Source organism: Nostoc sp. FACHB-190, from assembly GCF_014696905.1.
Classification (GTDB): Bacteria; Cyanobacteriota; Cyanobacteriia; order Cyanobacteriales; family Nostocaceae; genus Nostoc_B.
Genome location: NZ_JACJQW010000007.1, coordinates 55,136 through 77,035 on the forward strand (window position 1 = coordinate 55,136; position 21,900 = coordinate 77,035).

The 21,900-nt window shown below is 39.5% G+C and carries 21 protein-coding genes and 1 pseudogene; 4 read left to right on the plus strand and 18 right to left on the minus strand.

Going from position 1 to position 21,900, the window contains the following annotated elements:
* Nucleotides 1-52: 52 nt before the first annotated feature.
* The gene (locus H6G28_RS10760) at nucleotides 53-229 is read right to left on the minus strand and encodes a hypothetical protein (protein ID WP_206758259.1); all 177 of its coding nucleotides are present in this window, start codon (nucleotides 227-229) and stop codon (nucleotides 53-55) included.
* A 113-nt stretch (nucleotides 230-342) separates the two neighbouring features.
* On the opposite strand from H6G28_RS10760, the gene H6G28_RS10765 reads away from it, so the two are divergent.
* Nucleotides 343-1,020 carry a Uma2 family endonuclease gene (locus H6G28_RS10765; protein ID WP_190670650.1) on the plus strand — a complete coding sequence of 226 codons (678 nt, stop codon included), beginning with the start codon at nucleotides 343-345 and terminating at the stop codon, nucleotides 1,018-1,020.
* 136 nt (nucleotides 1,021-1,156) lie between these two features.
* Here the strand turns inward: H6G28_RS10765 and H6G28_RS10770 are convergent, their stop codons facing one another.
* The 8 genes and pseudogenes from H6G28_RS10770 to H6G28_RS10805 all read right to left on the minus strand — a co-directional run bounded on the left by H6G28_RS10770 (nucleotide 1,157) and on the right by H6G28_RS10805 (nucleotide 6,382).
* Entirely contained in the window at nucleotides 1,157-1,987 is an 831-nt protein-coding gene (locus tag H6G28_RS10770; protein WP_190670651.1) for a CPBP family intramembrane glutamic endopeptidase, read from the minus strand.
* A gap of 196 nt (nucleotides 1,988-2,183) precedes the next feature.
* Complete coding sequence (clpS, locus tag H6G28_RS10775) at nucleotides 2,184-2,465, minus strand: ATP-dependent Clp protease adapter ClpS (RefSeq protein ID WP_190592438.1); 282 nt, start codon at nucleotides 2,463-2,465, stop codon at nucleotides 2,184-2,186.
* Nucleotides 2,466-2,760: 295 nt separating this feature from the next.
* A pseudogene (locus H6G28_RS10780) lies at nucleotides 2,761-3,012 on the minus strand (Asp-tRNA(Asn)/Glu-tRNA(Gln) amidotransferase subunit GatB); the annotation flags it as partial.
* Between the two features lie 228 nt (nucleotides 3,013-3,240).
* The gene (locus H6G28_RS10785; RefSeq protein ID WP_190670652.1) at nucleotides 3,241-3,603 is read right to left on the minus strand and encodes a hypothetical protein; all 363 of its coding nucleotides are present in this window, start codon (nucleotides 3,601-3,603) and stop codon (nucleotides 3,241-3,243) included.
* 24 nt (nucleotides 3,604-3,627) lie between these two features.
* Entirely contained in the window at nucleotides 3,628-4,845 is a 1,218-nt protein-coding gene (locus H6G28_RS10790) for a tetratricopeptide repeat protein (protein WP_190670654.1), read from the minus strand.
* 188 nt (nucleotides 4,846-5,033) lie between these two features.
* Nucleotides 5,034-5,447, minus strand: coding sequence for a hypothetical protein (locus H6G28_RS10795; protein WP_190670655.1), 414 nt, complete (start codon nucleotides 5,445-5,447; stop codon nucleotides 5,034-5,036).
* Between the two features lie 40 nt (nucleotides 5,448-5,487).
* A complete protein-coding gene (locus H6G28_RS10800; RefSeq protein ID WP_190670656.1) occupies nucleotides 5,488-5,739 on the minus strand; it encodes a hypothetical protein in 252 nt (83 codons plus the stop codon).
* Nucleotides 5,740-5,884: 145 nt separating this feature from the next.
* Nucleotides 5,885-6,382, minus strand: a complete 498-nt coding sequence (locus tag H6G28_RS10805; RefSeq protein WP_190670657.1) for a hypothetical protein — start codon at nucleotides 6,380-6,382, stop codon at nucleotides 5,885-5,887.
* 238 nt (nucleotides 6,383-6,620) lie between these two features.
* Between H6G28_RS10805 and H6G28_RS10810 the strand changes: the two genes are divergently transcribed.
* Both H6G28_RS10810 and H6G28_RS10815 read left to right on the plus strand, forming a co-directional pair.
* Nucleotides 6,621-10,187, plus strand: a complete 3,567-nt coding sequence (locus tag H6G28_RS10810; RefSeq protein ID WP_190670659.1) for a WD40 domain-containing protein — start codon at nucleotides 6,621-6,623, stop codon at nucleotides 10,185-10,187.
* A gap of 14 nt (nucleotides 10,188-10,201) precedes the next feature.
* Nucleotides 10,202-11,953, plus strand: a complete 1,752-nt coding sequence (locus H6G28_RS10815) for an FAD-dependent oxidoreductase (protein ID WP_190670661.1) — start codon at nucleotides 10,202-10,204, stop codon at nucleotides 11,951-11,953.
* Here the strand turns inward: H6G28_RS10815 and H6G28_RS10820 are convergent.
* The 7 genes from H6G28_RS10820 to H6G28_RS10850 form a co-directional block, all read right to left on the minus strand.
* Nucleotides 11,942-12,712, minus strand: a complete 771-nt coding sequence (locus tag H6G28_RS10820) for a pentapeptide repeat-containing protein (RefSeq protein ID WP_190670662.1) — start codon at nucleotides 12,710-12,712, stop codon at nucleotides 11,942-11,944. The two genes, H6G28_RS10815 and H6G28_RS10820, sit on opposite strands and share 12 nt — an antisense overlap.
* A 115-nt stretch (nucleotides 12,713-12,827) precedes the next feature.
* Nucleotides 12,828-12,971, minus strand: a complete 144-nt coding sequence (locus tag H6G28_RS10825; RefSeq protein WP_190592444.1) for a QAALIT motif small membrane protein — start codon at nucleotides 12,969-12,971, stop codon at nucleotides 12,828-12,830.
* 584 nt (nucleotides 12,972-13,555) lie between these two features.
* Nucleotides 13,556-14,020, minus strand: a complete 465-nt coding sequence (locus H6G28_RS10830; protein ID WP_190670664.1) for a cupin domain-containing protein — start codon at nucleotides 14,018-14,020, stop codon at nucleotides 13,556-13,558.
* Between the two features lies 1 nt (nucleotide 14,021).
* Nucleotides 14,022-14,450 carry a GNAT family N-acetyltransferase gene (locus H6G28_RS10835; RefSeq protein WP_190670665.1) on the minus strand — a complete coding sequence of 143 codons (429 nt, stop codon included), beginning with the start codon at nucleotides 14,448-14,450 and terminating at the stop codon, nucleotides 14,022-14,024.
* 13 nt (nucleotides 14,451-14,463) lie between these two features.
* Nucleotides 14,464-15,204: a class I SAM-dependent methyltransferase gene (locus tag H6G28_RS10840; protein WP_190670666.1), complete on the minus strand. Its 741-nt coding sequence runs from the start codon at nucleotides 15,202-15,204 to the stop codon at nucleotides 14,464-14,466.
* Nucleotides 15,205-15,248: 44 nt separating this feature from the next.
* On the minus strand, nucleotides 15,249-16,298 hold the full coding sequence (gene hisC / locus H6G28_RS10845; RefSeq protein WP_190670667.1) for a histidinol-phosphate transaminase: 1,050 nt from the start codon (nucleotides 16,296-16,298) through the stop codon (nucleotides 15,249-15,251).
* 271 nt (nucleotides 16,299-16,569) lie between these two features.
* The gene (locus H6G28_RS10850; protein ID WP_190592449.1) at nucleotides 16,570-17,316 is read right to left on the minus strand and encodes a creatininase family protein; all 747 of its coding nucleotides are present in this window, start codon (nucleotides 17,314-17,316) and stop codon (nucleotides 16,570-16,572) included.
* Between the two features lie 1,326 nt (nucleotides 17,317-18,642).
* On the opposite strand from H6G28_RS10850, the gene H6G28_RS10855 reads away from it, so the two are divergent.
* Nucleotides 18,643-19,515, plus strand: a complete 873-nt coding sequence (locus H6G28_RS10855) for a DUF4397 domain-containing protein (RefSeq protein ID WP_190670668.1) — start codon at nucleotides 18,643-18,645, stop codon at nucleotides 19,513-19,515.
* A 643-nt stretch (nucleotides 19,516-20,158) separates the two neighbouring features.
* On the opposite strand, the gene H6G28_RS10860 is transcribed toward H6G28_RS10855, so the two are convergent.
* Complete coding sequence (locus tag H6G28_RS10860) at nucleotides 20,159-21,178, minus strand: glycosyltransferase family 2 protein (protein WP_190670669.1); 1,020 nt, start codon at nucleotides 21,176-21,178, stop codon at nucleotides 20,159-20,161.
* A 15-nt stretch (nucleotides 21,179-21,193) separates the two neighbouring features.
* Nucleotides 21,194-21,898: a C40 family peptidase gene (locus H6G28_RS10865; protein ID WP_190670670.1), complete on the minus strand. Its 705-nt coding sequence runs from the start codon at nucleotides 21,896-21,898 to the stop codon at nucleotides 21,194-21,196.
* Between the last annotated feature and the right edge of the window lie 2 nt (nucleotides 21,899-21,900).

A 21,900-nucleotide genomic window follows, 5' to 3' on the forward strand; every position in this document is an offset into this window, starting at 1 on the left:
TGTTTGGTTCATGACGGCAAATTTAATTTCTGGGTGATGTTTTGCATCTCAGCTATTGATTAAGAGATGTTTGCTGTGCGACTTGTTGGACTTGTGTTACATCTAAGTCTAACGCCTGTGCTATTTGTTCCACAGTTAAACCCAGTGCTAAAAACTTAGGTACAGCTTCTAGTTTGCCTTCTTCTCTCGCTTCCTGATAAACCCGCGTTTGCTTCAATTTTAAATACAAATATTATTTCTGAATTACTGATTATCTGCGCGATCGCTCTAGTACCTATCCATTGCTAAGTAATAATTCAGATTTAACCGCTATCATTTTAGTGAGTTTTAGGGAAACCAGCCATGTTAGAGTACAGTCTGCCGAGGTACTTGCCAAGCGCCGAAGAACTACCCGACTCTGATGAAACGCCTGTGGATAATGAACTGCAAGAATTAATAACAGGCTTGCTGAAAGCAATATTGCTGATACTTTGGGCGGAACGCATGGACTGGTTCTTTGGTATAGATATGGGTATTTATTATCACCCCGATAAACCACCGATTGTATCAGATGGATTTTTAAGCTTAGGGGTAGAACGTTTCTACGATGAGGAGTTGCGTCCTAGTTATGCGTTGTGGGAAGAAAAAGTTGTACCGAGTTTAGTGCTAGAGGTGGTATCTCAAACTTACCGGAAAGAATATACAACTAAATTAGATGAATATGCAAATTTAGGCGTACTTTATTACGTAATTTATTCTTCTCGCCGTCGCCGCAAACCGCGTTTAGAAGTGCATAAATTAGTGAAGGGCAAGTATGAATTGCAAGCAGGAAATCCGGTTTGGCTACCAGAAATTGGCTTAGGAATAGGATGCGATCGCGGGAATTATTCTGGTGTCACTAGAGAATGGCTTTATTGGTATGATCAGTCAGGAAAACGCTATCCTACACCGTACGAGAAGATTCAACAAACTGAACAACGCGCTCAACAGATGGCAGACAGGTTGCGATTGCTTGGCATAGACCCAGATAATCTTGATTAATCGCTTGCTAGTGCATTTCCATCGCTCAAAGAGTCCAGTAAGAAAAGAATCATCAGGATTCATAGTGCTGTGTTGTTGGTAGATATTACTTATTTTTTGGGTTTTCAGCTAAATACTCAAAACAAGGTTTATCTTATCAAAGGTGCGATCGCTTCCCTGTCCTACTCATCCATACCGCCAAAACACTCATCAAAAATAACCCCATCAAACCCATCAAAGGATTTTGATATACTCCCGTAACCCAATCAGGTACTACACCCGTATATTGAACTAATCCACCAACATTAATCATGTAGAAACCGCCAACTAAACCACCATGCAAACCAATTGGTAAACCTAAACGCCCTCTACGCCAACGCTTTGCCCATACCTGCGTTAATCCCAAAACTACTAAAGCTGGGAACTGTGGCAGAGTTTGAATAATTGCCTCTAATGGTTTAATAAAATGCAAGGTAGCAAAGACAACAGCATCCGTCCATAATGCTACATGCTGGTTGTAGTCGCGTTCTAATTCATCCAGTAACCAGCCGCGAAATAATAACTCCTCGGCAAACCCCACCGCCAAACCAACAATTACACCTTCTATAACTATTTTTAATAAAAAAACTTTCGGTTGTTGCCATACCAGCCAACCTAAAAGACTTTCTATGCCAAAAAGTAGCCAAATATTAGTGAAACCTATAGCCAAGCCACGCAGCAAATCTATCCTGTTGTGTGGCGTGGTGTCCAAGCCATAATGCTGCAATATCTGAGGTTGCTGGTAAACGTATTTACCCCATAGCTTCAACAGCACAATAAATTCTACATATAGTAAAACCATTGTCAAAATACTTACTAAGTTAGCATCACGCACTAGTAAGTAAATTGGTGCAGCAAAAGGCAACCATAGCAGCAACAGCATTAAAATAAAACAACCCAGCCGAATAGGGGCAGGGCGTTGAGCTAAACGGGTAAGGTTGTTTTTCATACCAAGTAGTTAAAGTACCAAGCGATTACAAATCGCAGCTATACAAACAAAGTCCGCCTGCGCGGACTAATAAAAAAATTTAGAGTTTTTAACCCACGCAGGCAGTCACTGAGCGACTGGTGAGCGAAGTCGAACCATGTCGAAGTGTGGGTTTTGTCTGTGTAGCCGCGACTTCCAGTCGCCAAGGCTACTCAAACTACTCATCCGGTTCAATACTGCTGGATAAACCGTGATTTTTCAATGTTTCACAGTAAAATTCAGCATGTTCTAGGGCGCAGGTAATGACTAAAGCTAACCCATTTGTATGTGCTTCCATCATGATGCTCACAGCTTGGGGCTGAGTGAGACCCGGTATTGTTGTTAATAATACCTGCACCACGTACTCCATCGAGTTGTAGTCGTCGTTATGGAGCAGAACGCGATACCGAGGGGCGAGCTTGCGGGATGTGGAACTCTTCTCAATGGTTTCGACTGACACGGTTCTTTGCTCTTGTTTCGATGATTTACTACAACGGAATGCCTATTGGCGATCGCTTAACAGCTTAACAGTTATTCACTTATTTTATAACATTAAATTCCAAACTCTCGCTGATCCAAGGGTTTGTTTTTGAGATAGTCTCCACACCGTTAGCCTCTGTGTCGCTGAGATGATGTTACCTTTGGGGCGACTAGGTGAGTAGTATTTGGTCATTTAGACCTTGGCTATTGATTGGATAGGCGGGTTGGTTACTTCAAAGAACTGTAAACTTATCAAAGCTCAACACACTAGCTACGTTTTTCGGTAAATCAGGATAAAAATACTGTTTACGGTCAAATTTGCTATATTTAGCGATTTGGCAATTCAATGCTAAACCTGCTTTTACCGCGTACTCTAGGACTTTTTCGTTGAGTACAGGTAAAACCCCTGGTAATCCCATACACACGGGGTCAATGTTAGTATTTGGATCAGCACCGAACGCCGTAGAGCTACTAGAGAAAATTTTGGTATTCGTACTGAGCTGACAATGGGTTTCTAGACCAATAATCGCTTCCTACTCAGTTTTGACTGGAGTAGCAGAAGTCATAAGATTTAAAGTTCGACCAATTTACACGTAAATTACTATTTTAGCCTTGCCTTGACTACTTCTCACCCTGATGTACATTTACTAGTCTGGTTTTCTAACTCATCCAGAGAATAACGAGGCTCAGATCCCTCACTTTTTCAATAAGTTGAGGATATTTTTGGTTACATTAATGCTGGCTGACTTATTTGCTTAACTATCTTTACTTTTTTGCCAATCTTCCAATGCTGCAATTACAAAAGTTGCTGCGGGGTGATTGAGAAGTTGTCCTAATGCTTGAATTCCACCTGTTTTCAAAGCACTGATTATCCTGTGACGCAGCTTGGAGTTAGTTTCAATATGTTGAATAGCTATTGTTGCTACTGCCATTTTTTCCGCAGTAGTATTAGTTGGATACCTTTGAGATACTTGACTAAGTAGTTGTTGAATTTCTTCGGCTGCTTCAGATAAACTATTTTTTGCTTGGTTGACATTAAAATTACCTTCAACATTACCAGCAATATTGGTTGCAGAGCCATAAAAGTTTTGAGAAAAATTTTTAGAATTATCTGACATAATATTTATAATTTCCGTAAAATATTAGATACCTTGTGGTTGGGGTCTATAGATAAAACTGCCTTCCACATTACCAGCCACACCATTAACTGCCTCATAAAAATTTTGCTGCGAAAAATTAGCTATTTGAGGTTTAAGATTTGATTTTTGCACCCAATATTTTAAATATCGCTGATAGTCTATAGAATTAATTTTTCCACAATTTAATAATAAACTTAAGACATCATCTTTATACTCATCGAAATCTAAATCATTCAGCATAGTTGCTATTATATGTCCTTGTTGGATCAAAGGAGGATTATCCATAACTAAAGGCATTGTTATCCCCAACCAGTAAAGCATTTCTTGACGCTTTTTATCTCGTGCTGCAAGTTGTGCCAAGTTCATTGGTGGATAAGGATTGTAAGGATAAATTTTGTATGCTTCCTCATGTGTTATTTTACAACTGTCATAGTTTTCTAGGTAATAAAGAGCTACGCCTTTATTACCAATAATACAGCTTAATTTAAATAGAAAAATATCATCTGTAATATTTGGTTCACTGGCTATTTGTATAGCAGCTTTATATTGATTTTCAGCATTTTCATAGTGATAAATAGCATCGTGATAAATCCCTTTTATTAAAACAGTAGTCCCCATCGTATCACAAATATCACCTATATTGGCATAATCTCCTGCGTCTAGATTATTAAATTGTGAAATTTGTTGCATAATTTTGTAAGAGCTAGAAAAATCTTGCTTGATTTGATAACACCAAGCTAAACGAAAATAAGTGATTAGGCTACTGGGAGATTGATTAATGCTTTGAAATATTTTCAAGGACTCTAGAGATAATGCGATCGCTGTATCAAATTCTTGTCGATGAGCATGAACTTCTGCAAGTGTATCAATAAAACAAGCTCTATCAAAATGATTCTTTGCTAGTTGAACTGCTTTATTAGCAAATGCAAGTGCTTGGTCTAGTTGATAATTGTTAATCGCATAAATCCAAGCAAGATAGTTATAGGTAGGTGCGTGTTGAGGATTTGTTTGCAGAATTGTTATGAATATCTGAGTTGCTTGATAATAGTTCCCTTGTTGAGTTAATGCGACTGCTTGGTTAAATGCAGCTTCGATTTCTGTTTGGTTATGGCTGTTATTTGAGTTATTAGAGTTGTTGAAAATTGTCCATATTCCTGCTGCAAATGCGGCTATTGCACTAATGGATAAAACTACGTTGTTGTTTTTGCTGTTAGAGAACATTGTTTTGCATTTTCATCGATAAAAAATATGGCTAAATAAATAGTAATAAGAAAATTAATTTAGTAGCGTGTCAAGACTAAAATACTGTAATAACAAATCCATTGTTTGGACTTGATCGACATTTTTTATCTAAATTTAATACACTACTTTAGTCTTGACACAACACTATCTGCTAATTACTTACTAAATTAATACTCACTTTGGTATTCTTGTTTAGCCTCTGTAACTGCATCATTTGCTAATTGATCTAGTACAAAATCTCCAAAACCTCCAAATGCACATTTCTGAGCTGCATCTTTTGCTATTTGAGTTAAATTATCTTCAGATATTTCAAAGTTTGATGAGCTTGCCTGCACTAAGCTTTTATTAACAGCTATTTTTGCCTGTAATCGACACCTATTTAAAACATCATCTGACTGTTTACTAGCTGTTTTAGTAGTTTGAATTACTGTATTATCAACATCATCAACTTTTCTGATAACATCATCCCCTTGCTTGCTTATTGCTCTAAAAGCATCATCAGCAGAATTTTTACATCCTGTAAAAGATATTGCTAATACAGATATAGTCATCAGGGTAAAAATCACATTTTTTTTAACCATTTTCTCTCCTTGAATGGTGTTGAAAATATACCTCACTTACTTACACGTCAATATCGATATCTTCTTCGGTACTCTCTGAATCATCTTCATTTAGATTTTTCATTACCAAAGCAGAACCAAGTCCCAGAACTCCTTTACCCGCACCTTTTAATCCTTCTTCTAGCAATTCTTGATCATCTGTAACAACACCTACGATCGCTTTACCTCCTCCAAATAAAATTCGACCTGAGTTTTTGATGACACCAAATCCTACATCACCAACAAAATCGGCAGCAATTTTGAATAGGCTCATATTTTTTTCCTTTTAGTAAGTATAAAAATCTTCAGCAGTGGTCAATATATAGCGATATCAGAGGCTGAAACTCTTGTATTAGTCTGTCATCAACAAGCCTTACGAATCTTTAAAAAAATCTGCGGAGTAGTCCTGTATATTGCAACTACCAAAAACGATTAGCTGTAATCAAACCTCGTGAATCCTGAAAGATATCAGCAGTACGATAAACACGAAAGTTAGGCGGATAAGATGGTTCCCATATTTGATATTGGTAATTATAGATAAACCAACCACCCTCTGAATTAGCAAAGAATAAGTATTGAAGATTTGGCTCAATGAATGTACTACCAAGGTAAATATTTCTATTTATATTCGTCGTTGCACTCACCGTTTCTCTTTTTGGATTAAATGCTCGGTTTACAACCTCAGAAGCGATAGTAGAACCAGCTTCGGAAAAGAAAGGAGAAACAACATATTCACCCAAAAAGTTGCTTAAATTTCGCCCTATAGCTCCACCACGGGGCTTTCCGTAAGCAGGTTGTACAGTTTCAACCTTAATATATGGTGCTGATGCAGTAATTTTTAGTGTACTTATAAAAGAAAAACTACTTGCGATCGCAGCTACTGTTAAAAGTGGGATTGTGGTTTGAAAATTTTTCACAGACGACTCTCACCTTACTTGATTTAATGTTTTTCTGAAGCCGAAAAATTCATCCTTATTGACAATTCCATGAGACAGAAGTTTTTAACTCTACAGTCTTTGGAATAATCTGTGTATCCTTTCGCCTTTCATTAATCCATAAAACGACTGACAACTCTAGTACAATTCTGGAACAGTTATCCCTCGTGTTGAAGTGATCCGTAAATGTACTTGACAATATCGAAAATAATCAGTAATCATGCGAAGCTTAAAAGCATCACCAGAAGGGCTAAAAAAAATTAAGGAAGCACGGGAGAGACGAGGTTTAGCTATAGACAGGGAGGAGTGGCTGGAAGAAGCCAGTAATTTTATCCCGCCAGCTAAAAATGGTAAAAAGGTCATACTCACAACTGTTTCTATTGGTACTTGGAAGCGATTTTTGGGCGGTACACCCGTTAAACCTTCATATTTCAAGGCTTTTTGTCAAGTTCTACAACTCGACTGGGAAGAGGTTGTTGATACTGAGGATGCGTTTAAAAATCAGAAGGAAGATCATAAACCATCCTCCACCAAGCATGATTGGGATGCTGCGCCAGATGTGTCAATTTTCTACGACAGAAGTATAGAATTAACTACCCTAAAACAATGGCTAATTAACGATAAATGTCGCCTAGTAACAATTTTGGCAATGGGTGGCGTGGGAAAAACTGCTTTGGCGGTAAAATTAGCTAAGGAAATGGGTGGAGAATTTGACTATATTATTTGGCGCAGTTTGCGGGAAGCGCCGAGAGTAGAAAAAATCATTGCAGATGTAGTTAAGTTTCTTTCCCAGCAACAAGAAATTGATTTACCGGAAAGTTTAGGAGACAAAATCACACGGTTGATTAATTATTTGAGTACTTCTCGTTGTTTGCTCATACTTGATAATGCAGAATCAATTTTGCAAAGTGGTTCTTCTATGGGTAATTATCGTGAGGGATATTCTGGTTATGGTGAATTATTTCGCAGAATAGGAGAATCTCAACATCAAAGTTGCTTGCTGTTAACGAGTCGAGAGCAATTTAAGGAAGTTCGACGTTTAGCGGGGGAGACTTTACCTGTAAGATTTTTAGAATTAGCTGGGTTGTCTGTGGAAGCGAGGGAAATTCTGACTGTGAGAGGTTTGAATGGTTTCCATTCAGAGATAGAACAGTTAATTAATCATTATCACGGTAATGCTTTGGCGTTACAAATTGTTCCAGAGATAATTAAGAAACTTTTTCATGGGAATATTGCTGCTTTTTTGAAATCTGGTACAACTATTTTTGATGATATTTACGATTTATTAACACAACAGTTTGAGCGATTGTCGGAAACAGAAAAGTGTTTAATGTATTGGTTGGCGATTAACCGAGAAGCTGTTTTGGAGACTACGTTAACAGAAGATGTCCTGGATTTATCACCGCGTCAAATTCGAGAAGGTTTAGATTCCTTGTTGGGACGTTGTTTAATTCAATCTACTAATCAGGGTTTGACTCTGCAAAATGTAGTAATGGAATATGTAAGCGATCGCCTAATTACTAAAATTATATATGAATTGGAAAGTTACGAGTTATATTTATTCAGAACTCACGCTATTATCAAGGCTTCAGCACCAGATTATATCCGAGAAAATCAAAGGCGGATGTTATTACAACCCGTGGCTGAGAAATTCTGTAAAAATCAAACGAAAAGAGTTATAGAAACTAAGTTTCGTTTGATAATTCAAAAATTAAGAGAAGAGGAATTACAAATTCCTGTGGGATATGCAGGGGGAAATTTACTTAATCTGTTAATTCAACTGCAAATAAATCTCACCGGTTACGATCTCTCTTGTCTTCCTATTTCCCAAGCTTATCTACAGGGGGTTGAATTACCAGAAGTAAATTTTAGCGATTGTAGTTTTGAAAAAACAGTTTTTTCGCAATCTTTAGGCAGTATTTTTACAGTAGCATTCAGTCCTGATCAAAAATTACTCGCTACAGGAGGGATGGATGGACAAATTCGTTTTTGGGATATGACGGATGGTATGCAAGTTTTAGCATGGCAAGCTCATGGTGACTGGATTCGCTGTGTGGCTTTTAGTCCTGATGGCAAGCTGATAGCTAGTTGTGGTAATGATCATACCGTGAGAATTTGGGATAGGGAAAGCGCAAAATGTTTAAAAATATTTCGCGGACATACTGATTGGGTGTGGTCGGTGTATTTCATCTGGGGTAAGCGTTTGGTAGTTAGTGCCAGTAGCGATCGCACTGCGAAAGTTTGGAGTCTCGATTTAGGAGTTTGTGTTTACACTTTCCACGAACCAGATCGAGAGGTTTGGTCATTTGCTTTTAGTCATGATGCTAAAACTTTAGCTACAGGTGGATCTGATTCAGTTAAATTATGGAATGTTTGGACAAATCAATGTTTGAAAACCTTTGAGGAAAATTCAACACGGGTTCGTACTCTGGCTTTTAGTCCCGATGGTAAAACTTTGGTAGGAAGCAGCGATAATCAAAGTATCAAAGCTTGGGATGTCAAGACAGGAAAATGTTTGCGGAGTGTAAAAACTGCACCCACTGGTGCTATTTGGGCTATAAAATTTAGTCCAGATGGTGAAACTGTTATGAGTTGCGGTACTGATAAAATCCAACTTTGGAATTTAGAAAATGGGGAACCGCAGATGACGTTACATGAACCCCATCATCGCATTCGTTCTTTGACTTATAGTCCTGATCAAAAAATGATTGCGGTGGGGAGTGATGACCAGTTAGTTAGGTTGTGGAATACTCAAACTGGTGAAATAATTAAAACTTTTCAAGGTTATAGTAATCGGATTTGGACTGTAGCTGTTAGCCCTGTTCCTCAACAAGATATGATTTGTCTTGCTAGTGGTAGCGATGATGGTAATATCAGGTTGTGGAATGCAGCAAGTGGTGAATGTGATCAAACTTTATCGGGACATCAAGGCAGAGTCCGCCATGTGAGTTTTAGTCCAGATGGGAAATTGTTAGCAAGCGCCAGTCACGATCGCACAATTAAACTTTGGGATGTAAGCACAGGAGAATGTCTAAAAACTTGGCGCGGACATACTGATTGGGTATGGTCGGTTATATTTAACCAAAATAATCATACCTTGATTAGTGCCAGTGATGACCACACCGTTTTACTGTGGGATACACGCAGCAATCAATCTCAAGTTTTAGGTAACTTAGAAACAGAATGGATGTGGGCGATCGCATCTCATCCCCAAGCTGAAATTCTGGCGACAGCCGGAACAGGTCAAACTATTAACTTTTGGGATATTCATCAGGGAGTGTGTTTAACTAGTCTGAAAGGACACACCCATCGCATTCGAGCAATCACTTTTAATGGGAATGGTCAACTTATCGCTAGTAGCAGCGACGATTTTAGCCTCAAACTGTGGAATATCGAAACACAGCAATGCTTACAAATGTTTTTGGGACATCAAGGGGAAATTCGCGCTCTCACTTTTATTCCCCCATCCTCCAACACACCAGAAATACTGGTGAGCGCCAGTGATGACCACACTATCAGATTATGGAATACTCAAACAGGAAACTGCATTAAAGTATTAACGGGTCATCAAGACCGTATTTGGTCAGTTTGTTATAGTCCCCAATTAGATGTCTTATTTAGCTGTGGCGAAGATGAAACCATCAAATTCTGGAATTTTAGCACACTTAAATGTATAAAAACTCTCAGGATTTCTAAGCCCTACGAAGGAATGAACATCAAAGGTGTTTCTGGTTTAACAGAGGCGACGCTGGAAACATTGGGTATTTTGGGTGCTGTTAGAATTTAGAGGGAAAAATAAATATGAGTCATCAAATATATACAACAGATATCTTAGTTGTAGGCGGGGGAACTGGTGGAACGGCGGCGGCGATTCAAGCGGCGAGAAGGGGTATTAGAACTATTTTGGTGAGTGAGTTTGCGTGGCTGGGGGGAATGCTGACTTCAGCCGGAGTTTCGGCACCAGATGGGAATGAATTAGTTGCTTGGCAAACTGGGTTGTGGGGGGCGTTTTTACAAGAGTTACGCGATCGCCAACCGGGAGGATTAGATAATAGTTGGGTGAGTTTTTTTAGTTATGATCCTGCGGTGGGGGCGGCGATTTTTGCTGATTGGGTGAAGGAGTTGGCAAATCTGCAATGGATGGCTGGACAAGTCCCACTAGAGGTTTTACAAGAGGGAAATTGTGTTACTGGGGTGCGGTTTGCGGATTTTACGGTTCACGCCAAGGTAATTCTTGATGGTACAGAATTGGGTGATTTATTGGCGTTGGCGGAAATTCCTTACCGTTGGGGTTGGGAGTTGCAAGGTGAATGGGGAGAACCCAGCGCCCCAGCTAGTTATAATGCCCTAACAGAGAAATATCCAGTGCAATCACCAACTTGGGTAGTAGTGATGCAAGATTTTGGTGATGCTGTTGCACCAGAAATTCCGGCTGCGCCTCATTATAATCCGGCGTTGTTTGCGGGAGCTTGGGAAAACTATGGTGCGGAGAAGTTTTTAAATTATGGACGCTTGCCGGGCGATCGCTTTATGATTAACTGGCCGATCAAAGGTAATGATTATGCTGAAGGTGTCGGGCGTTTGGTAGAATCAGAAGCATCTAAAGCTGATTTTCTCCAGGAATGTCGCTGGCATAGTCAAAATTTTGCTCATTTTATCCAAAATCAGTTAGGTCGCCGCTACGGTTTGGCTGAAAAAATTTTCCCTGGGAATGGCACAGCTTTTGCGCTACATCCCTATTACCGTGAAAGTCGCCGTTTAGTAGGACTCACAACCATTCGAGAACAAGATATTTTACCTGTGGCTGGAGGTAAAGTTGCATCTTTATTTACAGATGCAGTTGCGGTTGGTAACTACGCCAACGACCATCATTATCCAGGGTTTGATTTACCACTACAACCAAAATCAATTCGTTGGGGCGGACGCTGGACGGGAACGCCGTTTACTATCCCTTACCGTTGTTTAGTTCCGGCGACTACAGACGGTTTATTAGTGTGTGAAAAAAATATTTCTGTATCGCATATAGCTAATGGTGCAACAAGATTGCAACCTGTGGTGATGGGTATCGGTCAAGCTGCTGGTATGGCTGCTGCTATGTGCGTTGAGTTGGGTGTACAGCCGCGAGATTTACCAGTTAGGGCTTTACAGGAAGCGTTGTTACAGGATAAACAAGCACCTGCGGCGATCGCACCTTTATTTAATCTAGATTTTTCCCCACATCATTCACAATGGTTATTCACGCAACTAAATTATTTAGATCATCCCGAAGATTATCCTGTAAGTGGTAATTACCCTCAAATATCTTTGGTTGAGGAAGTATCAACCCAAAATTGTGACTGTTTGACAGGGATTTTCCAACGTATAGATCAGCAGAATTACCAAATCCTAGTGACTGAACCATCTGCGTATCAGGGTCAGACTTGGAAACTAGTAACGTTGCGATCGCACATAGATGAACAGCTACAAATTGCTGTACATGGACAATTGATCACTGTGTGGGGAAAGCTCAATTTCTCTGGTAATTGGTTATTAGTTGATCAATTAAAAAGGTAAGAACTGAAGCAGAACTGAGCCAACACTACCAACAAAATCAAAGAAACTGGGTTTACCTGTAGTCACATTTTCTTTATAAGGCGTTTGCAGTTCTTTGATAAACGCTTGGGCTGTTTGGGTTCCATCACCATTTTGTTGGGTATTAAATAGCTTTTCGGCAATTTGGGCATCTGCGAAAGCACCTTGGCGGTCAAATAATTGGTATTTAGCGATACCCCGTGCTAAGTAAGCACCTGCGTATTCTGGTTTAGCGGCGATCGCTTGACTAAAGTAACTAATTGCTTGTTGGTGATTGCCTCTCTGCCCTTCTGCTATGCCCCAAGCATAAAACTCTTCTGGGGTAGCAACTTGTAATGGGATACCAATAGCACCTTGAAAATTAGCTCCTTGGAGGTAAGCCTTGGTAAATTCCGCATTTCCTAAATAAGTGTTTCTTAAATCTGCACCGTTAAGATTCGCCCCATTGAATTTCGCCTCTGTTAAGTTAGCGCCAAACAAGCCTGCACCCGCTAAGTTTGCACCACGTAAATCAGCACCAACTAAATTAGCGCGACTAAGATTCGCACCAGTGAGATTTGCACCACTTAAATTTGCCCCAGATAAATCAGCTAAAACTAAACCTGCACCAGTCAAATCACAGTTTTGGCATTGTTTTGTGGCTAATAACTGTGTCAAATGTTCGGGATTGGCTGCTTGGGCATTTGAAGCGCCACTAATGGCGGCAACAAATATAATTGTGGCTAAAATTGGGCTTTTCATACTTGGGTGTGGCAATATTTACTGCTCAAAACTCACAATTAGGCTATAAATTTATACTTCAGCCTATGATATGAAGAGTTTGACCAATTTGCCCTCAGTAAGATGCCTAGATGAGTTAATGAATTTGCATAACAGCAAAATCTCCAGGCTGGTAAAAATCTATTTTTTGACTTGTATTGCTGGGTGCTGACCAACCTATCTCTGCAATTAAGCGCAAAACTAAAGTTAAAAGAGTTGCAAGTAAGAGTTTTTCTAGCATAACCCCCTCCCCCACATCCACCACACAATAATTGAAACTTATACTTACTGTAAGTATAAGTTATGATTACCCCAAAGGCTATGTTAGACTTACTTAATATTCAATGATTTATATCTGGTTTTTGTGTGATCAAGGTCACTGCTGAAGATAGGAGAGCAGGTAACAGGGGATAGAATTGGTTAGGACTTACGCAAAAAACCTCTTAAACTCTTATTTCTCCGCGAACTCTGCGTCTCTGTGGTTCGATTTTCCTTGGACTGTGCGTAAGTCCTATTGGTATAAGGATGAAGGGAGACTGGGAAGGTTTTTATAGACTACGTATTGATAAAATCAGAATTATTTTTACAGTTACTGTTGATTCGGGTGAAATTGAAATTTATACCATTGGTATGAGAGGAGATGTATATAAATAATGATTTTTAGGGCAGATTAAATATATATAGCAATCTTAAATCATTCGTAAACTAAAAGATCCCCGACTTCTTGAAGAAGTCGGGGATCTGAGTCTCACGATTTTCACAAATCAAATAGGATTGCTATATTATTTAAGCTTCTTACGCCAGTAAAACAATAAAGATATGCTATTAATTTTCATACAAAGTTCCATCTTTTCTTGTAAAAATTCGCTCACCATTTACACCTGCTTTGGCAATTAAATCATCGTCTGGATAGTAACCTTCATCATCCGGTGTTCTATCGCCAACTTCTAAATAAATTACTATTGTCTCAGAGCGATTTACTAGTTGATGTCCGTTTTCTTCGCCAGCAGGAAAACCTGCCATCATTCCTGGTGTGAGAATTTGTTCTCCTTCATTGGTGACTAAGGTTGCTTCACCTTCAATAATATAAATAAATTCATCTTGCCGAGTATGCCAATGCCTTAAGGAAGAACAACTTCCTGATGCTAGGGTGACTAAATTTACCCCATAATTTTTTAATCCGGCGGCATTTCCTAATGCTTTTTTAACTCTCCCAGCAACGATATGTTGGAATTTTTCTGGGTAAATTGAAGTTGTGCGGCTAGGAACATTATCTGGATTGATAATCATGTTATTTATCCTGATGGGAGTGGTGATATCGATACATTAAGTTGAGATTACCAACTTCTGTTGTGAAACCCCAACGTTGATAAAATGGCATCATTTCTGGCAAGCAGTAAAGTGCAATTTGTTCGACTTGATGTAATTGGGGATGATGGACAATTGCATCCATTAACTTAGCACCAAGCCCTTTGTTTCTGTAGGTTGACTTAATGATGACATCGTAAATAGTGGCTCGATAAACAAAGTCAGTGAGAACCCGTGTAAACCCAATTAGTTCTGCATTATTATCTATCAATCCTAAAACAATATCTGAATGTTTGAGCATTTTGACAACATCTGGATATTCCCGTCTCTGACTCCAAAATTCTTTTTGATATAACTCTACTAATTGATGAATTTGCTTTTCTGTGAGGGTGTCAACAAATTTGTAAGTCATGGGAAAATTATCTTTAATCAGGAAAGGGTTTACGGGCGATAAATGCCACATTTCCTTTTGGTAAATAGAAATTACCATAATTGCGCGTTGTTTGGACGCGAAAGCCAATTTTACGTAAGTCTGTGGCTATTTGTGTGGCTCGGTATAACTGCACATGATGAATTTCTTCATCGCGTCTATAGTATTGTCCGACTTGGCGAAAAGTGATGATGCGGCGGGTTAATATATTTTGCGATCGCAATTCTTCTTTCTCAACTAATACAACCCAGTCTTTTCCTTCGGTAAAATTTTTCGCTTTATTACCAACGGCGATTTGTCCCGCTTCTACAATATCAAAAATTAAAACCCCACCAGGAACTAAAGCTTGATATATGCGCTGCAATAGCTGAATCAGGTTTTGGCGGTTGTTGTCAGCATCAAACAAGTAACTCAAGCATTCACTGATGGAAGTAACAGCGTGACATGGGGGAATGGCAATTTTAAAGACAGAACCAACATAAAATTTTGCCTGGGGTACTCTTTTTTGGGCGATCGCAATCATCGATTCTGAAATATCAACCCCTAATACCCGATAATTAGACTTGACCAGTTCATTTGCCCATAACCCACTCCCACAACCCAAGTCTACGACTAAACCTGAGTTAATGTTGTTTTGCCGGAAAATTTCTAAAATACCGGGGGCTGATTTGAGCGCATAATCCCGAAAACCCTCATCATGGATAAAGGCGAGGTCTTCTTTATACCATTCACTCATATAGCGACCTGAGTTTCAGCAATTTATTTTATCTAAATTGTTGATTAGAGTAATGCCTTGATGGCATTGACTAATATTTGATTTTGCTCATCTGTACCAATGGTGATGCGGAGTTTATCTAAGAGTCCTGGGTGGGGAAAGTAGCGGATGAGAATTTGTTGTTCTTTGAGTTTTTGATAGAGATATGCGGCGTTTTGTTGGGGTGGCTGGACGAGTAAAAAATTGGTGTGCGACTCCCAAACCTGGAAGCCTAATTGTTGAAATTCTTTGGTAAGTTGGGTGCGAGATGCTTTAATTTTGGCTACGCAAGCATTTTTATAAGCTTGGTCGGTGATGGCGGCTGTGGCAACTGTACAGGCGATCGCATCAATGTTATAACTATCCTTAACTTTAAATAATCCCTGCAATAACTTGGGTTGAGCAATCCCAAAACCCAAGCGCAAACCCGCCAAGGAGTAACCTTTAGATAAGGTGCGGATAATTATCACATTCTCATACTTCTTGACCAAATCTAAAACATCAGCTTCGGCAAAATCGACGTAAGCCTCATCAATGACTAACACCCCAGATAACTGACTGGCGAGTTTTTCTAAGTCTGCGCTAGGGACAACATGACCAGAAGGACTGTTTGGTGAAGCAATAAATGTTACAGAACCATCCACGGCAATTAATTCCGCAATAGGTAATTGATAGCCTTCACTATAAGGAATTTCCACCACATCTGCTGCCTGCATCTCTGTGAGTGTACGATACAAAACATAAGTTGGTGTCGGATAAACTACCTTCCGTCCCGGTTCCGTGCAGGCTCGCATTACGACGTTTAAAATTTCATCACTGCCATTACCAACAATAATCCAATCACTCGGTACTCCTAAAACTTGACTAGCAGCGTGGCGAAACTGGTCGCCAAAAGGTTCTGGGTAACGCCGCAACCACTCACCATCAATATTTTGTAGTGCAGCTAAAGCAGTTGGTGAGGGGGGGTAGGGATTTTCGTTACTGTTGAGTTTAATTACTTGGCTACCACGTTTCGGCTGTTCACCAGGAATGTAACTAGCCATTGCATCAACATTGGCGCGGAAGAAATTGGTCATAGTTGCGAGGAAGGTGACAGAGCAGAAATTGGTAGATAAGTATTTTATAGCAGTCCTAGTTGATATGTGAACAACAAAGACAAGGGAGACAAGGTAGACAAGGGAGAGAGATATTTATAAACCATTTAGGATTGCTATAGCTTGTGAATGAGTGTCGAAACTAGAGAAATGAGGATTTTCTCTCGATTAATGAGTCTTTCTGCTCTAAACAACAAGCTCCCCGACTTTTTAAAAAAGTCGGGGAGCTAAAACCCTATCACCTACTTATCCTTTAATCTGCGTTGAGAAACTCCAAATATCCATTACTCAGTTCTTTCACCGCCAAGTCATAAAATTGCTTACCATGTTCTGGTGTGGCTAAGGCGGGATTTGAACCCATACGCCCATCGGGGTAACGGTTGCGGAAGTCGGCGGCGCTATAAATGTTATGTCCCCGCGCAACTTCTGGAGAAAGGGGTGCTTGCTTAATGGCTTCGGGATAAACATATTGAGTCACGGCTACTTCACTGGGGGTAGCATGAGAACCTTCTTGATCGGCGTATAATTGTTTAGCTAACTCAAATACAGATTTACACATAAACCAGTTAGCTACTTGGCATTGCACTTGATGAGCGTGGGAAATTTGTAAATCTTCTAGGTAAGCATAAGTTTCTGAAAAAGCCGCTTTGAGGGTAGCAATGTTACCACCGTGACCATTAATAAAGTAGAACTTTTTAAAACCAACTTTGACTAAACTGGTTACATAGTCTCGCACGACTTGAATTAACGTGCTAGGACGGAGACTAATTGTACCGGGAAAGGCGGTGTGATGTAATGCCATCCCCACATTGATTGTAGGGCCGACGATCGCCCCAGTCACATCACCCACACCACGAGCGATCGCTTCTGCACAAATCGCATCAGTCCCAATTAACCCCGTCGGCCCATGTTGTTCTGTAGAACCAATGGGGAAAATTATCCCCTGAGATTGCTGTAAATACGCTTCAACTTCTTGCCAAGTACTTAAATGCAGTAACATTCTTAATCTACGTCCTCGTGATAATTGCTGTGGCTGTCTAATTTCTCGACTGGATAATTTAGGACTTACGCAAAAACTCTCTGAAACTCTGATTCCTCCGTGTCCTCTGTAGTTCGATATTGAGTAACAGTTAAAAACCACCTACATATTAGGTGGTTCAGTCATTATTTGCTAATTACAGCTTGGCATAAAAATAGCGACTGTCACCAGCGAAAATCTAGTTAACAAGCTTGTTTAGTAAGCTTCCAGGCGACAAATTTTTAAAGTATTAGCTCTACCAATTTTGCCTAGAAAAAGTTATTTACAGACAAATGCAAGATATTTTTACAGATACTCTTTTCTTTTCAGATGATTCTGCGATCGCAGTCTTGCTTTTCAATCTCTAAGAGAGATTAGTTGAAGTTTAGACCATTATCGACTTTTAACTAGCTTTGTAGCAACCGATGATGATTCTTAAGCAGAGATATTTATTCACAAAGATATATTGACAAAACTATTTACTTTTAATATGAAGTAGGAGGAATTTTGCCAGAAGCGCGTATCGAATTAATTTCTGGCTCAAGGTGTGCTTTAGTTGTGGCTATAGGATTTGTTAAATAATCTAATAAAGAAAGCTTTTGCATATCTGGCACATAACACACTTCGATTCAGTTCGCGGACATTGCACGCAAATTAATTTTTTAATTGAATTAGGTAGTGTTTATCATTTGGAACGCATTATTTAAGATTTTTCGTGCCTACTTACTTAAATTAGGCAATGTTCAAAAGTTACGAGAAAGCTTGATAGTCATAGATAAAAATAAATTAACATCATTGGTAATCTCAATTTTTTCTCTCAGTAAACGCATGTTAAGCTAACATGAAGAAAACAAAAAAGATTTTCTAAATATAAAACAAAAATAGCTGTAAATAATGCAGGGAGGACATTGCAGAATAAAATTCTAATACAAAAAATGAGGAAAATTTAAAACAAAATTATCTTTTTAATAAAGATGTCTTAGTATCTTTATTAAAAAAACTCATAGTTGTTTTGAACAACTTGAACAGATTGATAGATTTGCATACTGCTCATACGCTTCACGTAAACAATATGGTTCTTTAGTACATAACTTAGTGCGCTTTAGCATACTATTTACTTAAGAACCAACACTATCTATTGCTTGGGAAAACAACAGAAAAAATCACCTGTATTCCCAGATTAAATATCTACCACTGCAATATCTATAGCCCCATACATAAAAAATGTTTGCGATGATTATCGCATTATTTTTTATGCAGAATAAAGCTTGCCCATTGGTTATTTTTGTCTCACAATAGGAGGAAGATATGTTTCTAACAAGACGATTATTCTCAGGCGCTTTGGCATTATCTTTAATGAGTTGGACTATTTATCCATACAAAAGTTTAGCTTATTCCCAATTATCTACAGAGTCTTCAAAACAATCGTCCACTCAAAGTATTAGCCTACTAGATTCTCTTCTAAACCCTTATAAATGCCCTACGAAATTAAGAGTTATTAACGCTGCGGTGGGTACTGCTTCACCAGTTGATGTCATTGTCAACGGTAAAAAAGTTTTAGAGGATGTAGATTTTCGTCAAGCTAGTAAATATGTCAATGTAACACCAGGAAATCTTCACGTACTTTTTGTGCGATCTGATAATTTCAGTACAATTGCTTCTAGAACATTTACAGGAGCGCCTAATAGTGCTTACACAGTAGCGATAACAGGAACACTACCAGGCCCCTCCGGTCAACCATTATTTAATCAATCACCCTTTGTGATTCCAGAGGATTTAACACAGCCTAATCCTGGTAAATTTAAAGGACGTTGGTATCGCTTTTCCGAAACTAGTGCTGTGATAGATTTCCGTATTAGCAAATCCTCTAGCCCAACTGTGGATGAAACTCGTATCACAGACCTGATACCCAAAACTGCTATTGCTTACCCAGAACTTACTGCTGGTACATATAACTTCAATCCAGTTCTACCTGATCAATTTGCCCCATTGATCAATAATGCCTTCAACCCACCAATCGCAGTAGAAGTTGCGAATCAAGCAGTCCCGGCCGGAGTCATTTTTGATGTAATTGCTACAGGTAATGCTTTAGGTCAAACACCTAACTCTCTGACACTCACAACTGCTTCAACAAAAGTAGGGACTCCTGATGCTAATGGGTGTACTCAGATTTTGCCTTAAGCAATATCAACAGTGCTTAACTGAAAGTTATTGCTTCAGAAATCATTGAGGATTACTATAATAATCCTCGATGATTTCTGAATCTATTTGTGTTTCAGTTAAGAGAATAGTAGGTTGGGTGTAGCGATAGCGTAACCCAACATTCACGCATACTCTGTTGGGTTCCGTTCCTCCACCCAACCTACACCAGAATTGCTTTTTAGTCTTAACTGAACTGTATTGCTATAGGACAGGACTTACGCACCAAAATTGTCTGTGGGGATTGGGTGTGGGGGTGAAAGGGTATGGGGTGTAAGGGTTTTGAATACTTACACCCTTACACTCTCATACCCCTGCACCCTTTACTAAAACCTTATTTTTTCGTTTTTTTGCGTAAGTCCTATAGGAATCATATTTGATTTTGGAAAAAAATCAGTACACTCAGATCAGGCTTCTTTCCTACTCCCGACTCCCCATTCCCTATTCCCTAACTACACAAATAAATTCAGAAATCAAACCGGATTCCTATATATATTCAGGACTTATGTAAGTGTCACAATTTGGTGGTTGGTGCGTGACGCTATAAATATTATGGCTACGTTCAAATCTTCTCGCTGCGTCACACACCCTACAGAACTCAACCGAAAAACGCTGTACCTATTAATCAAGCGGGGTTATTTTTATTTTCAACTATTTCCCTGACTCGATAAATAGGTCTTCCTTGGGATTCATGGTAAGTACGCATTAACAATTCTGCTAACAGACCAAAGCAAAACAGTTGTACACCAGTTACTAATAATAAAACTGCCAAAATTAACAACGGGCGATTACCAATCATTTCACCCAATGCAAACTTGACAAAGGTCAAATAAATTCCTATTCCCACACCCAAAACCATTGAACTCAAACCCAACAACCCAAAAACGTGCATTGGGCGGGTGAGGAATTTTTTCATAAACAAAATAGTTAACAAATCCATCAATACGCGAAAAGTCCGGGAAATGCCGTACTTACTCCGACCAAATCGCCTTGCGTGGTGACGTACAGGCATTTCGGTGATTCTTGCCCCTTCAATATATGCCAATGCTGGTAAAAATCGGTGCAGTTCTCCATAGAGATTCATATCTGCTACCAATTCTGCACGATAGGCTTTGAGGGAACAGCCATAGTCATGAATATAAACGCTAGTCGTCCGCCGAATCAGCCAGTTAGCAATTTTAGAAGGAAGTAAACGATTAACTGCGCCATCTTGCCGTTTTTGCCGCCAACCACTGACTAAATCGTAGCCTTCATCCAATTTAGCCAATAACATCGGGATATCAGCCGGATCATTTTGCAAGTCAGCATCTAAAGTGACAATTGCTTGACCCACTGCATAGTTAAATCCAGCAGACATAGCTGCGGTTTGTCCGTAATTGCGCCGCAGAATTACCGCTTTTAAATCACTGCGAATTTGCGCTTGTTGTTTGAGAAAATCCGCCGAACCATCTGTAGAACCATCATCGACACAGATGATTTCATAACTAATTTGACTATCAGATAAAGTAGATGCGATCGCCTCTAATAAATGTGGTAAACTCTCTACCTCATCACGCACCGGGACTACCACCGACACCGCAGGTACATTGGCAGAAATCACCCCATTTTCCTCACGCATTCTCTCTGGAATCAACCCACTCCTCATAAACTTTCTGCGTCCTCAACGTCTCTGTGGTTCGTAACTTTGCACAACTCGGCCAGCACCGCGTAGTTGCTGATAATATGACCGACTCACCGCATCTCCCTGTTCCGAGAGAATATCAATTCCAATCCCATTACGTCCTTGTGCTTTGCCTGAACTATGAATATAAGCACCTTCACCTAAATACAGTCCGACATGGGTGGCTTTTTCTGGTGTGCCGAAAAATACCAAATCTCCTGGTTCTAATTCCGTTAACTTGACTACTTGGACAAAAGCTTCTTGCTGATAAGCGTCTCTTGGTAGCCAAATTCCCACCGAGACAAACGCCGCCTGCATCAAGCCAGAACAGTCATAATTTGGCCCCACTGTCCCACCCCAAAGATACTCATTAGATTGCTCCATAGCTTTTTGGGTAAAAGCAATCACCTGGGGAAGTAATTTTTTAATTTCAGTTTCCGCCCATGTTGTAGCTTCATACTGTACAGTAGCAGGTTGTAATAAACCCAAATCTGTCAACGCCACCCAGCCTGGATAATCATCCTCACATAAATATACCTCTACTGCTTGCCCTTGATGATTTGATGTTACCTGTAAATGTCGCCCAACAGCAGCTTGAGTTGCCAGACGTTGACACTCAGGAGAATCATATAAGTTGAGGTTAGCGAGACATTGATATTCAGAGGCGGTCAAATTGAGGATTTGGGATTCTGAATTAGAGAGCATTA

Coding starts and splice junctions, on each gene's coding strand:
- H6G28_RS10765 (WP_190670650.1), top strand. CDS start 343: ATGTTAGAGTACAGTCTGCCGAGGTACTTGCCAAGCGCCGAAGAACTA.
- H6G28_RS10770 (WP_190670651.1), bottom strand. CDS start 1,987: ATGAAAAACAACCTTACCCGTTTAGCTCAACGCCCTGCCCCTATTCGG.
- H6G28_RS10785 (WP_190670652.1), bottom strand. CDS start 3,603: ATGTCAGATAATTCTAAAAATTTTTCTCAAAACTTTTATGGCTCTGCA.
- H6G28_RS10790 (WP_190670654.1), bottom strand. CDS start 4,845: ATGTTCTCTAACAGCAAAAACAACAACGTAGTTTTATCCATTAGTGCA.
- H6G28_RS10795 (WP_190670655.1), bottom strand. CDS start 5,447: ATGGTTAAAAAAAATGTGATTTTTACCCTGATGACTATATCTGTATTA.
- H6G28_RS10800 (WP_190670656.1), bottom strand. CDS start 5,739: ATGAGCCTATTCAAAATTGCTGCCGATTTTGTTGGTGATGTAGGATTT.
- H6G28_RS10810 (WP_190670659.1), top strand. CDS start 6,621: ATGCGAAGCTTAAAAGCATCACCAGAAGGGCTAAAAAAAATTAAGGAA.
- H6G28_RS10815 (WP_190670661.1), top strand. CDS start 10,202: ATGAGTCATCAAATATATACAACAGATATCTTAGTTGTAGGCGGGGGA.
- H6G28_RS10820 (WP_190670662.1), bottom strand. CDS start 12,712: ATGAAAAGCCCAATTTTAGCCACAATTATATTTGTTGCCGCCATTAGT.
- H6G28_RS10825 (WP_190592444.1), bottom strand. CDS start 12,971: ATGCTAGAAAAACTCTTACTTGCAACTCTTTTAACTTTAGTTTTGCGC.
- H6G28_RS10830 (WP_190670664.1), bottom strand. CDS start 14,020: ATGATTATCAATCCAGATAATGTTCCTAGCCGCACAACTTCAATTTAC.
- H6G28_RS10835 (WP_190670665.1), bottom strand. CDS start 14,450: ATGACTTACAAATTTGTTGACACCCTCACAGAAAAGCAAATTCATCAA.
- H6G28_RS10840 (WP_190670666.1), bottom strand. CDS start 15,204: ATGAGTGAATGGTATAAAGAAGACCTCGCCTTTATCCATGATGAGGGT.
- hisC (WP_190670667.1), bottom strand. CDS start 16,298: ATGACCAATTTCTTCCGCGCCAATGTTGATGCAATGGCTAGTTACATT.
- H6G28_RS10850 (WP_190592449.1), bottom strand. CDS start 17,316: ATGTTACTGCATTTAAGTACTTGGCAAGAAGTTGAAGCGTATTTACAG.
- H6G28_RS10855 (WP_190670668.1), top strand. CDS start 18,643: ATGTTTCTAACAAGACGATTATTCTCAGGCGCTTTGGCATTATCTTTA.
- H6G28_RS10860 (WP_190670669.1), bottom strand. CDS start 21,178: ATGAGGAGTGGGTTGATTCCAGAGAGAATGCGTGAGGAAAATGGGGTG.
- H6G28_RS10865 (WP_190670670.1), bottom strand. CDS start 21,898: ATGCTCTCTAATTCAGAATCCCAAATCCTCAATTTGACCGCCTCTGAA.